This is a genomic window from Bacteroides sp. MSB163 (assembly GCF_036416795.1).
Lineage (GTDB): Bacteria > Bacteroidota > Bacteroidia > Bacteroidales > Bacteroidaceae > Bacteroides > Bacteroides maternus.
Window position 1 is genome coordinate 3,129,519 of sequence record NZ_CP143867.1, and the last position, 12,259, is coordinate 3,141,777.

Sequence of the window (12,259 nt, forward strand, 5' to 3'; positions counted from 1 at the left end):
CTTGTAAAAAAAGAAAATAAAAGAGTATCTATATGATATTTCATTCGCAGATGACACAGATTTATAATAGTAAATAATTACTATATCTGAAGAATATCTGCGGATGTCAAACTCTGTTTCTATACCTTTTTCTGAATAGAATATTGTTTCGGAGTCATACCAAACTCTTTCTTAAAGCTTTGTCCGAAATAGCGTTGATCTGAATATCCCACCATATAACATATTTCTGAGACAGGATGGGAAGTTTGTTTTAACAGCTCTGCGGCCCGTCGCATGCGCCTTTTTCTGATTAAATCACTTGGTGACAAATTCGTGATTTCCATAGCTCTTCGATATAAAGTAGAACGGCTTATGTTTAATAAACTAGCCAATTTATCAATATTAAACTCAACATCTGCTATGTTATCTTCTATAACGTTGATGATATTAGCAACGAATTTGTCGTCATCTGATGTGATAAGTACTTCTTTAGGATCTATAATCAACTCTTTCCGAATGTTCTCTTTGATTGCCGTACGTACATCAAGCAGCTGTCTTATTCTTGCATCCAGGCTAGCTACATTGAATGGTTTTGCAATAAACACATCAGCTCCTGCTTCATATGCCTTCTGCTCCGTTATTTCAGAAGAAAGTGAGGAAATGAAAATGACGGGTATTGCTGATAATATCTGGTATTCCTTCATTTTGCGACATAACTCAAATTTATAGTCGTCTTCTTTCACCACATCAAAAATAACTAGAGAAGGTATTTTGTCGAGTATGTGCTTTATGTCGGTAGCAGCTGTGTTTAGTGATATGTTAAACTTATTTTGAAAAACAGACTTTATGAAGAGGTCTATGTCCTTGTCTCCCTCATACAGATAAATCACTGGCAAAGTTTTATCCGAATCAATATTCAATTCATCCACAGTTCTATCTTTTTGAACAGTTACAGGTAATAACAGCGATACAGATTGTGCTTTATCCAATGTTTTCATTTCTCTTGCACTATAATGAGAGTCGCCTAATAGCAAGTCGAAAATATATTCCCTCATCCGGTTTCCTTCGATATTACGTATGGATAGTTCGCTATGATGCACTTTTAGATAATCGTATGCAATTAAAAAGCGAGTGTTTAACTCTTGTACATTAGACTCACCTTCTCCACTTCGGGATGCAATAATACTTACGTTCAGCCTGTAATCATGGGAGTCAAGCATATATTTCACCTCAACCCTACCATTATCTATTATATAGGAAATAGCATCTTCCATAATATTATATAGAGCTACTTCTATCTTAGTTATGTCTATGATAGTTGTAACAGAAGTCACGTTTCCTTCTATTGAATAAGTTACATGTTTGGTGGCAAACTCATCTAGAAATAAATTACAAATTCCTTGGATAACAGGAATAATATCTACTTTTGATAACTGTACATCATATTCTCCCAAGGATACTTTTTTGAACTCCATCAATTTCGATACTTGTTCCGACAATTTGAATACATTGCCTGACATCGTATGTAGCATACGCTTAACATCTGTATTTGTCAACTGGTCATAATTTTTTAGTAAATATTGCAGAGGCGCATAAATCAGAGTTAAGGGTACCTTAAAACCATATGACAAACGAGTGTAATAGTCTAATTTCCACTTAGATAAAGCATCCTTGTGCCGCAATTTAGAACCTAAATTAAAGTTTCGGACAACTAATAGTAAAATGCCTGCAACTATGCTTACATATAAGGAGTAGGCCCACCAAGTTCTCCATGGTGCCTTTTCTACCACAATCTCAATAGTCCGTATATTGTCCATCCAGATACCCGAAGCATTAGTTGATTTTACTTTAAAAGTGTATGTGCCGGGAGTTAAATTGGAATAAGAAGCGTTATTTCTTGATGCGTCTGTAATAATCCAGTCTTTATCAAAGTCCTCTAACATATAGGCATACTCTATTTTTAGCGGATCTTTATAATAGAGAGAGCTGAAAGACAAGGAAAATTGAGTATCTTTATACGATAGCACTAACTTGCCCGAATTATTGATCTCGTGCAAGCGATTTTTCTTCTCATCGGAAAAATTCTCTTTATTCAGAAGTTTTATGCCGGATATATAGACATTATGCGGATAAGTGTCTGGTGTCAATTGAGTAGGATTAAAAAAGTTGAGTCCATTTACTCCTCCTATGAATATTTCTCCATTGCGGTTGACGCATGTTCCCAAAATATACCATGTCTTTACAATATCTTGATTTACATTCAATTCATAATAGACAATCAAATCTTCTAGATTAATCTTATAAATACCGTGTAAACTAACCGCCCATATATTCTCCATATTATCCTGTATAATAGCCCCAATATAGGAACTCTTTCTTGAATATGGGAATTCTAATCTGGTAAACTTATCTTGCTCAATGTTGTATCTATATAATCCGTTTGCTGTTCCGGCCCATATTCTTTTTTGATGGTCTATATATATTGCCGTTATCCACGATCCACCAAACATATTTCTAGGGTATAATTTCGTACTTATAACTTTCAAATCATCGTCCAGTTGTAGGCGATATAACCCATCATTGTCTGATGAAAGCCAAATGTTTCCATTGCTGTCCCTACAAATGGCTCTGTGTTTGCCTTTCACCTTTTCCGGATAGTCTAATCTGGTGAATTTGCCGGTTGAAGCATTGATGCTACCAACCCCACCTTCGGAGAATGCCAACCAGATATTATTGTAATAGTCCTTAAATATGGAACGTACATATCGCATTCCATATTGCTCTAATGCAACATTCAGTGATTGATCGTCATAAAAAAGGCATCTTCCCGAATCGAAAAATTTGATTGCGTTTTTTGTGCTGATCAAGAAGGTTTGATCTTTGAATTTGGTGATGCACTGTATTTTGTTGCCAGCCATTATGTCATTTGTATTTCTCCGGTCAACATATTGCGTAATAGTATAGTCATTTTTATTGTTCCACTTTATCTTATTAATTCCATTGGATGTGGCCAACCATAAATAATCATCGTCACAGTATATGGAAGAAATAATATTGCTGGATGGAACATTCTTTCCATTTTTACTATGCTTGATGGCATGAAAGTTGGAGGACTCATCATTGTATAAATATACTCCCTCTAATGTACATATCCAAATTCTGGATTTCTTGTCTTTATAAATTTTATTAATAGTGTTTTTCAGTTCGCTATCTCCTGATTTATCTATTAATAATTTATTTTTCAAGACTGCCTTTCCGCTATGGTCATATTCGTATATGGAAATACCATATCCCCTGGTTCCCACCCACACTTGATTTGCGTATTCGAAGAAAGAGATAACTTCATGATTATAGGCAATATGCTTAAATCCCGATATTCCCACAGAATCCAAAGTATCTATGTTACTATATAATACTTCTTCGCCACGGCATATCCATAGTTTATTGCGGCTATCAATAAATAATTGAACAATTTTGTCTCCACTATATAAAGTGTTGCTCTTCGTTTTACCGTCATTTTCAATATGAATGATCACCAAACCGGATTCTGTACCCAATAAGGCTTCTTGATTGCCATAAATCACCATAGAGGTAATATGATTATTCAGTGATTCCTTATATATGGTTATCTTGTGGATGAAATTCCAGTTATAGTCAAAGAGGAAAACCTCTCTGTCTGTAGCTACAACTTGATAATCGCTGTTACACTGATAAGCTATAATATTTTTGGATTTCAACAATGGAGAACAAAGGTCACATTGGTTATTTATATAGTTGTAGGCATAAAGTCCTTCATTGGTTCCTATATACAATGTTGTTTTTCTGTGGCTTAAGAAATTAACATAACGGTCGCTTATCATTGAATGAATTAATGGCTGAAGAGAATAACCATCAAAAAGAAAAACGCCGTTATCCAAACCTAACCACATAAAGCCTAACGTATCTTGTTCAATAGAAGTAATTGTATTATAGAAAAAGTTTCCTTTAAAATCAAAAGACTTTATGTTTTGTGCCATTCCATAAAATGGGTAGGACAGCAAAATACACAATAGTACTAAGATAACTTTACTAATATGTTTCATAGTATACTCAGCTAAAACTTCACATATAAGATAGTCGCCTTTATCACATCTATATCTCTTCAGGTTTCTACTAATATGCTATTTCCTATTAAGAAAACAAATCTACTAATTTATATTGTTTAATGTGCTATTTAGAATCTTAAAATGTAAAAAATGCATTTGGAGCTTGAAATAATTTAGGTTGTGATGTCTATTGAGTTATCCATGTATGGCGGGTGGTTTCCTAAAATTAATTAAGATTATCTGTCCCTATCAGTCTTGATGGTAAATTTTAGCCAGCTTGTTTCGGGACATGCAATATTTGCATGGAAAATACTATTGATTCTTTTTAATTCTTTCTTGTTTATCTCTATTAAATAGTCTACCTTTGTTATAGTAATCCTGTTACCAACACCCGGGTGTCGGGAATACTTACATGGGGATGTTGGTAGTGTCAACATGAGGGTGTCGGATATTCTAACACCCGGGTGTTGGTAACACTGTTCTTTAATGAAGCGAGGACTATCTTATAAAGAGGTGATAACTATTAGTAAAACAAAGATATGGCAATACCTTATATTGTCCGTCGCAAGGCGGATGTATCGAGTGGAGAAAGAAAAGAATTGTGGTATGCCGTTGGCAAGAAATTGCAGAAGAAAGGCGGTAAAACGGAGCGGGACGTGGCACATCAGGTGGCGCAACGGACTGGTTTTCATCGGGGAGTGGTAGAAGCTGTTCTGGCCGCGACAGGTGAAATCATCGAAGAGGAGTTGAGTGACGGGCATTCTGTAACGTTGCGCGGCATCGGCTCATTTCAGACGGCGGTCACGAGCAAAGGGTTTGAACATCCGGAAGATGTGTTGCCGCATTCCGTGAACCTGTCGCGTGTGTATTTCAAGGCAGACCGTATGTTGACGTTGGCGGTGAAGCGTGCGGGATGCCATCGGATTCCGTTTAAGTATTATTTCCCGAAGGAACTGCTGACGAAGAAAATGGAACAGGCTGACAAGGAGGCGGAAAAAGAAGAAAATGGATTTAATGAATAATATTAGTTTGAAGATTTAGATATGAAAATATTTCCTACCCAAAGCATCAAAGAGTTGGATGCTTACATCATAGAGAACGAACCGATTGCTTCCATCGACCTGATGGAACGTGCCTCGCAGGCATTGGCAAAAGCTATTGCCGGACGTTGGGATGCAAAAACACCTTTTACGGTATTTGCCGGGCCGGGCAATAACGGGGGAGATGCATTGGCCGTTTCCCGTTTGCTGGCAAAGAAAGGCTATAAAGTCTCGGTTTATTTGTTTAATACCAAGGGAGAGCTTTCTCCCGATTGCGAGACGAATAAAGAACGACTTGTGGATGTGGAGAATGTAGATTTCCACGAAGTGACCTCACAATTTGTGCCGCCTGTGTTGACGGACGACCATGTGGTGGTTGACGGACTGTTCGGTAGCGGACTGAACAAGCCGTTGAGCGGTGGTTTTGCTGCCGTGGTGAAGTATATCAATGCTTCGCCGGCGCGGGTGGTGGCCATTGATGTTCCTTCAGGCTTGATGGGAGAAGAGAATACATTCAATATCCGGGCGAATGTTGTCCGTGCGGATGTGACGCTAAGTCTGCAATTGCCGAAGTTGGCTTTTCTTTTTGCGGAAAATCAGGAGTTTGTGGGCGAATGGGAATTGCTGGACATCGGTCTGAGTGAAGATGCAATAGAGGAAACGGATACGGATTATTTTTTGCTGGAAGGGGAAGATATGCAGTATTTGTTGAAGACACGTAATAAGTTTGCTCATAAGGGAGACTTCGGACGGGCTTTGCTAATTGCGGGTTCGCAAGGAATGGCGGGAGCTTCCATACTTGCCGCAAGGGCCTGTCTGCGTTCCGGAGTAGGATTGCTGACGGTGCATGTGCCTTATTGCAACAACATGATTGTGCAGACTTCTGTTCCGGAAGCAATGACGGAAATGGATCCCAGCGATACTTGTTTTGCCTGTCCTACGGATACGGATGATTATCAGGCGGTAGGTATCGGACCGGGACTGGGAAAGTCGGAAGAAACCGAGGCGGCGGTACTGGAACAGATAGATGCTTGTCAGACACCTATGGTGGTGGATGCTGATGCACTGAATGTGTTGGCGGGACACCGCAATTATTTCAACCGTTTGCCAAAAGGCAGCATACTTACGCCTCATCCAAAGGAACTGGAACGCTTGGTAGGTAAATGTCAGGATTCCTACGAACGGCTGACGAAAGCGCGTGAACTGGCACGGACGGCAGGGCTATATATTGTGCTGAAAGGTGCGTATTCTGCTATTATCACTCCGCAAGGGAAGTGTTATTTTAATACGACAGGCAATCCCGGTATGGCAACAGGGGGCAGTGGTGATGTGCTGACAGGTGTTCTGCTTGCGTTATTAGCCCAGGGATATGTGCCACAGGATGCAGCTTGCCTGGCTACGTATGTTCATGGTCTTGCCGGAGACATCGCCTGCAAGAAGCAGGGAATGATGGGAATGACGGCAGGAGACATTGTAAATTACTTGCCACTGGCGTGGAGGATGATGGAGGAATGAGTGGAGGTGTTATGTCAACAGAGATAAGATATTTTGAAAACAGAGAAGATTGGCGAAAGTGGTTGACTGACAACTTTGAGACTGCCAGTGATATTTGGTTTGTATTTCCCGGTAAATCTTCGGGCGAGAAAGGTATTACTTACAACGATGCTGTTGAAGAAGCCCTTTGCTTCGAGTGGATTGACAGTACAATAAAGGCGCTTGACAAAGAACATAAAATTCAGCATTTTACGCCCAGAAACCCTAAAAGTACATACTCGCAAGCCAATAAAGAAAGACTTAAGTGGCTGCTGGATAATAAAATGATACACCCTAAATTTGAAGATAAAATACGAAATGTTTTGTCTGCTCCTTTTGTTTTCCCCGATGATATAATGGACAGATTGAAAGAGGATAAGATCACATGGAAAAATTATCAACTTTTCTCAGACGCATATAAGCGTATCCGAATTGCATACATTGAAGCAGCAAGGAAACGACCGGAAGAATTTGAAAAGCGATTAAACAACTTTATCAATAAAACGAAAGAAAATAAAATAATAGCGGGATTTGGTGGAATTGGGAAATATTATTAATCCTTTATCCCTTTCCTCTCGTCGTAATGTGGAAGCATCCTTGTTTCAATTCGTATTTGATATAACATTTCTCAGCTTTTCGCAGGTCGCGCAACACTTCCGAGAGAACGAGTTTCAGGGTATCTGCACTGACATCCTGCAAGGGGCGTCCGTCTTCATCTTCTATTTTCTGGAAACGTTTCCAGCTTACATCGAACGTTGTACCATAGAAGTGTGCAGAGTTTGCGGAGGCATTTCCGTTGCGGCGGCGCAGGCGTTTCACATCATCCTGGGTGCGAAGTACGGAAGTCACGATGACTTTATTCGGATTCAGTCCCTTTGCCGTGAGCGAATCGAGGAAGTTGCTGCCGATGGTATCGAGCAATTGCGCTGCATTCGGAATCAGATAAGGGATGGAGTGCGTGAGGGAATCCACCTTATATAAATCATTTGTTTCTATATGATGCAATTTCTCTTTCATGTTTTCTGCATCCTTGCGCGAAGCGATGGGGACGATGCCTATGGCTTGTGCAATATTCAAATGCGCTTCATTTAAATCTCCGAAAGTCCGTCTGTAGCTGATTACCCCTTTGATGTTTCTCGGTTCGTTCAACTTAAGGGACATATCTTTCTTTTTGCATCCGGCAAGGGAAGTGCTGGTGAGAAGAATTGCTAAGAATAGGAGCGGAAATTTATTGTATACTTGTTGCATATTGTTTGGAATTGTTTTTATGTGAGTACAAAAGTATGAAAAAGAACGGAGAGTTCTTCTCTATCTGCTTGTCATTTTTCTGGTTTGCACTATCTTTGCAGCCGAAAAATGAAAGCAAAAGAGTATGCAACGGTATTTTATTTATTTAGCTTACGACGGAACCGCCTACCATGGGTGGCAGATACAACCCAACGGTGACAGTATACAAGAGTGCCTGATGCGTGCACTTGCTACATTGATGCGCCGTGAAGTAGAGGTTATCGGTGCCGGACGTACTGATGCCGGGGTGCATGCTTCCCTGATGGTAGCCCACTTTGATAGTGACGAACCGCTTGATACCGCTTTTTTTACCGACAAACTGAACCGTCTTTTGCCGCCTGATATTTCTGTTTACCGCCTCCGTGCAGTGAAACCCGATGCGCATGCCCGCTTTGATGCAACGGCCCGCATGTATAAATACTACGTGACTACGGCAAAGTCTCCCTTCAATCGTCAATACCGTTGCCGTCTTTTCCAGACTCCCGATTTCGAACGAATGAACGAAGCAGCCCGTAGTTTGTTTAATTATACAGATTTCACCAGTTTCAGTAAATTGCATACGGACGTAAAAACGAACAATTGCCGCATTATGCATGCCGCCTGGACTCAGGTAGACGATGTAACCTGGGTATTTACCATTCAGGCGGACCGTTTCCTGCGCAATATGGTTCGCGCGGTTGTCGGCACTCTGCTCGAAGTAGGTCGTGGTAAGCTCACGATTGATGGTTTCCGCCGAGTCATCGAGCAGAAAGACCGTTGCAAAGCCGGTACATCCGTCCCCGGCAACGCCTTGTTTCTGGTAGATGTCACTTATCCGGAAGAACTGTTTATCACCAGTTGAGAATGACAGATGCTGATATAATATAAATGAGGAAATACGCTTATAACTAAGGAACTATACTTAAATAGAATGCCCTTATCCCAACCTCATTTTTTAATTTTTAATTTTCAATTTTTAATTTAATATGTGGTTATTACTCGCCTTTCTCTCAGCTGCCTTGCTGGGGTTTTATGATGCATTTAAGAAGAAATCATTGCGCGACAATGCTGTGCTTCCCGTTCTGTTTCTGAATACGGTATTCTCCAGCTTGATATTTCTTCCTTTCATACTGATTTCCGCTTTTACTCCTGCTTTGAATGGAACAATGTTCGAAGTGCCCGTTGTAGGCTGGGAAGTACATAAGTTTATTATTATCAAGTCCTTTATCGTTCTTTCTTCTTGGATATTCGGTTACTTTGGTATGAAACATTTGCCGTTGACTATTGTAGGACCTATTAATGCTACCCGCCCTGTAATGGTGCTTGTGGGTGCCATGCTGATATTCGGTGAACGTTTGAACCTGTATCAATGGATCGGAGTTATGCTTGCCATACTTTCTTTCTTTATGCTGAGCCGTTCCGGCAAGAAAGAGGGTATTGACTTTAAGCATAACAAATGGATTTATTTCATCGTGTTGGCTGCCATCACCGGAGCTATCAGCGGACTTTATGACAAGTATCTGATGAAGCAATTCAATCCTATGGCAGTGCAGTCGTGGTACAATGTCTATCAGGTATTTATCATGTGCCCCATTATCCTTTTGCTATGGTATCCCAAACGAAAAGAAAGTACTCCTTTCCGTTGGGACTGGACTATCATCCTGATATCCGTCTTCCTTAGTGCGGCTGACTTTGCCTACTTCTATGCCTTGAGCTATGAAGACTCCATGATTTCCATCGTCTCTATGGTACGCCGTGGCAGTGTGGTTGTCTCCTTCCTTTTCGGAGCTCTCTTCTTCCGTGAAAAGAATTTAAAAAGTAAGGCTATCGACCTCATTTTGGTATTGATTGGAATGTTCTTCCTGTATTTAGGAAGTAAATAAGTTGAATATAGATGATTAGTTTCTATATCCGTGTATTCGTGTATTTTACTGGTTGTTTCAATTTTCTTTTAATCAATGGAAACGGGATCGCTCTTTGCCATTTTTTTTGCTCGGAAATAACTGCGATAATTACTGAATCCAGCATGAATGACAATTTCCGTCGAGGATATTTTTTGCTTTCTTTGTATAGCCTCTGATTGTAGTCTTTCTACTTCCTTTAGCCGGTAATTGTTGATGAAACGATTGAAATTCATGCCATATTCCCGGTTGATGAAAGCAGATATATAAGTCCTGTTTGAAAAAAGATCCTTGGCCATATCGGTTATTTTGAATTCCGGATTTAGATAAGGTTTCTCATTCTCTAAATACTTTTCGACTCGCTGGCGTTCCAGTTGCGCATAGTTTCCGGGCGTGGTCATTTCCTTTTCTTTGGCGGTAATAGGTTCGATAATCACATAATTCTCCGAAAGAATGTTCAGGCACAACACAATCTGAGTAAAGACTGCCGGTAATGTTGTGAATGTCCAGATAACCCCCAATTTATTGAATAGTTCGATGCCCAATATCAACCCGGCTATCGGTAAGGTTTGCAACAAGACCCTGAAGATGATGATAAAGGACAACCAATCCAGCGACATACGGTAGATATCAGCGGAATAATTGGTAACTTGACGTTTGTACGATTTTATGCGGAGCAGGCTCAACCCGGAATATAAAATACTCAGCAAAATACAGATGATATACGTGCTGTCAATAATTGCGCTTGTCAGGCTTACTCCGTTGTCATAAATGGCATTCCATCGTTGTTGGAACGGTACCGTAAAGGCAATCACGTGGATGGTTACGGTCAAACATGCTGGAAGGATGAAATGGTATGTGGGGAAATGCTTTCGATCGCCTACTCCTGTAATAATATAGGTGATCATGTACAGGAATATGGGAATAAAACTAAACGAGGAAAAGCAAACGGGCAAGTATGCTATGAAAGCGTCACGGGCGATGGAATACATTACCAGTCCGCTCCAGTACAGTATTATTAGGCAGTATACAGTGATTATGCTGTAATGTATTTTTCGGTTGACCGTATTGGAAGAGCGGGTTATGTCGAGCGAAATCATAATCAAGCTGACCGCAGCACTTACTGCGGGTATTGAAAAAACTATAGCACGTCCGATATCTTGATTCATCCTTTTGGTTTATTTATGGTTCTTTGTGAGTCTGTTCTTTATATATATTTTCCAATTGAATCGCACGCTGGAAATGTCTGGAGTCTTTAAATCCCGCCATGGCCATTACCTGATATGGATTTTTACCTTTGTTTGAAGGATGCACTATCAGTGCCTGATACTCTTTGATCCGACACAGGTTTAGATAACGCCTGAAATTCATACCATACGTTTGATTGATAAAGTTGGACATGACGGTACGGTTTACACCCATTATCTCGGCCATGTCAGTCAGTTTGAAATCGGGATTGAGGTATGGCTTTTGTTGAGACAAATAGTTTTCGAACACCTTCTTGTTCAATAGTCCGTGCGTATTATTCGGCGCAGGCTGCTGTTGGGTGGTCGGGCTGCTGTTCTCGGTTTTCTTTTCGTTGGCTGGAAACAAATCAGATATTTTGTAAGAGAGATATTGCCTGCGGATGACTTGGTATGTAAGCAATATCTCTTGGGCCATAATGCATAATGCGTTCAGCCGGATAAGCCATTGACTTGAACCAACCAACGAAGGTAAAAAAGCGATTAGCAATATAGCGATGGAAAGTATGAAAAACACGATGAGCCAACGCGATGACTTTATACTGAGATATTTTCGATCAGTATCGGTCTTTTGAAGTACTGTTCGCTTGTAATGCCGCAATAACAATAGTCCGGTCGGAACGATATAGACTACCGCTGTGATAAACCGCACTAAAAAGTCGGATATGAAAAGCACCGTATATTGCTCGAACAACGATAAGCCGGTAAAAAGCTCTCCCTTGGGAGGCGATATCCAGGTTGCCATTATCAGGATAATTACCAATGTAGGGACTGGCCAAAGGTAATTCAGTATGGGAAAGTTTCTTTTATCCTCAAAATAAGTCAGATTATAAACAATGTTGTAGAACAATATGGGAGTATAGATATACGACAAGGCAAAAGGTATATCGACCGGAAGGAATATCGGCTCATCAGAGACAGTATGCCATAAAGCAGATGACCACCATATGGCTATCAGGATACAATAAATGCTCACGAGCCACCTTAATTTCCTTTCGGCCAGATTGCGATAATTCCAGGTCAATAATAAGGTAAAGACCGAGCATATAGCCGAACAAAATATTGGTAAAATATAGGTCATCAAGTTGCTGTATGTGACAAATGCTCCCATATCAATCGAATTCAAATTATTCTTTTCGAGTGTATATTTCCGCTGGCTCTTTCCGGTACACTAAAATTGCTTGGGTAGACAGTGATATACACATTGACAT

Annotated in this window: 9 protein-coding genes; 5 read left to right on the top strand and 4 right to left on the bottom strand. The window is 40.2% G+C overall.

Features of this window, described 5'->3' with window-relative positions:
- Positions 1-119 precede the first annotated feature (119 nt).
- Positions 120-4,061 carry a helix-turn-helix domain-containing protein gene (locus VYM24_RS11440; protein ID WP_330942168.1) on the bottom strand — a complete coding sequence of 1,314 codons (3,942 nt, stop codon included), beginning with the start codon at positions 4,059-4,061 and terminating at the stop codon, positions 120-122.
- Between the two features lie 542 nt (positions 4,062-4,603).
- On the opposite strand from VYM24_RS11440, the gene VYM24_RS11445 reads away from it, so the two are divergent.
- The 3 genes from VYM24_RS11445 to VYM24_RS11455 are packed head-to-tail and all read left to right on the top strand — an operon-like array spanning position 4,604 to position 7,194.
- Complete coding sequence (locus VYM24_RS11445; RefSeq protein WP_117707317.1) at positions 4,604-5,086, top strand: HU family DNA-binding protein; 483 nt, start codon at positions 4,604-4,606, stop codon at positions 5,084-5,086.
- A gap of 21 nt (positions 5,087-5,107) precedes the next feature.
- Entirely contained in the window at positions 5,108-6,619 is a 1,512-nt protein-coding gene (locus VYM24_RS11450) for an NAD(P)H-hydrate dehydratase (RefSeq protein WP_330942169.1), read from the top strand.
- Between the two features lie 11 nt (positions 6,620-6,630).
- Positions 6,631-7,194, top strand: coding sequence for a YdeI/OmpD-associated family protein (locus VYM24_RS11455; RefSeq protein ID WP_330942170.1), 564 nt, complete (start codon positions 6,631-6,633; stop codon positions 7,192-7,194).
- A 4-nt stretch (positions 7,195-7,198) separates the two neighbouring features.
- On the opposite strand, the gene VYM24_RS11460 is transcribed toward VYM24_RS11455, so the two are convergent.
- A complete protein-coding gene (locus VYM24_RS11460) occupies positions 7,199-7,885 on the bottom strand; it encodes a DUF5715 family protein (RefSeq protein ID WP_330942171.1) in 687 nt (228 codons plus the stop codon).
- Positions 7,886-8,009: 124 nt separating this feature from the next.
- On the opposite strand from VYM24_RS11460, the gene truA reads away from it, so the two are divergent.
- Together truA and VYM24_RS11470 are read left to right on the top strand one after the other, a co-directional pair.
- Positions 8,010-8,765 (top strand): tRNA pseudouridine(38-40) synthase TruA, encoded by a 756-nt coding sequence (truA, locus tag VYM24_RS11465; RefSeq protein ID WP_294614492.1) that lies wholly within the window; start codon positions 8,010-8,012, stop codon positions 8,763-8,765.
- 124 nt (positions 8,766-8,889) lie between these two features.
- Positions 8,890-9,786 (top strand): DMT family transporter, encoded by an 897-nt coding sequence (locus tag VYM24_RS11470; RefSeq protein WP_291551739.1) that lies wholly within the window; start codon positions 8,890-8,892, stop codon positions 9,784-9,786.
- A gap of 68 nt (positions 9,787-9,854) precedes the next feature.
- Here the strand turns inward: VYM24_RS11470 and VYM24_RS11475 are convergent, their stop codons facing one another.
- Entirely contained in the window at positions 9,855-10,973 is a 1,119-nt protein-coding gene (locus VYM24_RS11475) for a helix-turn-helix domain-containing protein (protein WP_330942172.1), read from the bottom strand.
- 13 nt (positions 10,974-10,986) lie between these two features.
- Entirely contained in the window at positions 10,987-12,159 is a 1,173-nt protein-coding gene (locus VYM24_RS11480; RefSeq protein ID WP_330942236.1) for a helix-turn-helix domain-containing protein, read from the bottom strand.
- Positions 12,160-12,259: the final 100 nt, after the last annotated feature.

Bases quoted from the DNA above. Each gene is read 5' to 3' on its own strand.
- VYM24_RS11480 (WP_330942236.1), bottom strand. From the start codon at position 12,159: ATGGGAGCATTTGTCACATACAGCAACTTGATGACCTATATTTTACCA.
- VYM24_RS11445 (WP_117707317.1), top strand. From the start codon at position 4,604: ATGGCAATACCTTATATTGTCCGTCGCAAGGCGGATGTATCGAGTGGA.
- VYM24_RS11440 (WP_330942168.1), bottom strand. From the start codon at position 4,061: ATGAAACATATTAGTAAAGTTATCTTAGTACTATTGTGTATTTTGCTG.
- VYM24_RS11460 (WP_330942171.1), bottom strand. From the start codon at position 7,885: ATGCAACAAGTATACAATAAATTTCCGCTCCTATTCTTAGCAATTCTT.
- VYM24_RS11470 (WP_291551739.1), top strand. From the start codon at position 8,890: ATGTGGTTATTACTCGCCTTTCTCTCAGCTGCCTTGCTGGGGTTTTAT.
- VYM24_RS11450 (WP_330942169.1), top strand. From the start codon at position 5,108: ATGAAAATATTTCCTACCCAAAGCATCAAAGAGTTGGATGCTTACATC.
- VYM24_RS11475 (WP_330942172.1), bottom strand. From the start codon at position 10,973: ATGAATCAAGATATCGGACGTGCTATAGTTTTTTCAATACCCGCAGTA.
- truA (WP_294614492.1), top strand. From the start codon at position 8,010: ATGCAACGGTATTTTATTTATTTAGCTTACGACGGAACCGCCTACCAT.
- VYM24_RS11455 (WP_330942170.1), top strand. From the start codon at position 6,631: ATGTCAACAGAGATAAGATATTTTGAAAACAGAGAAGATTGGCGAAAG.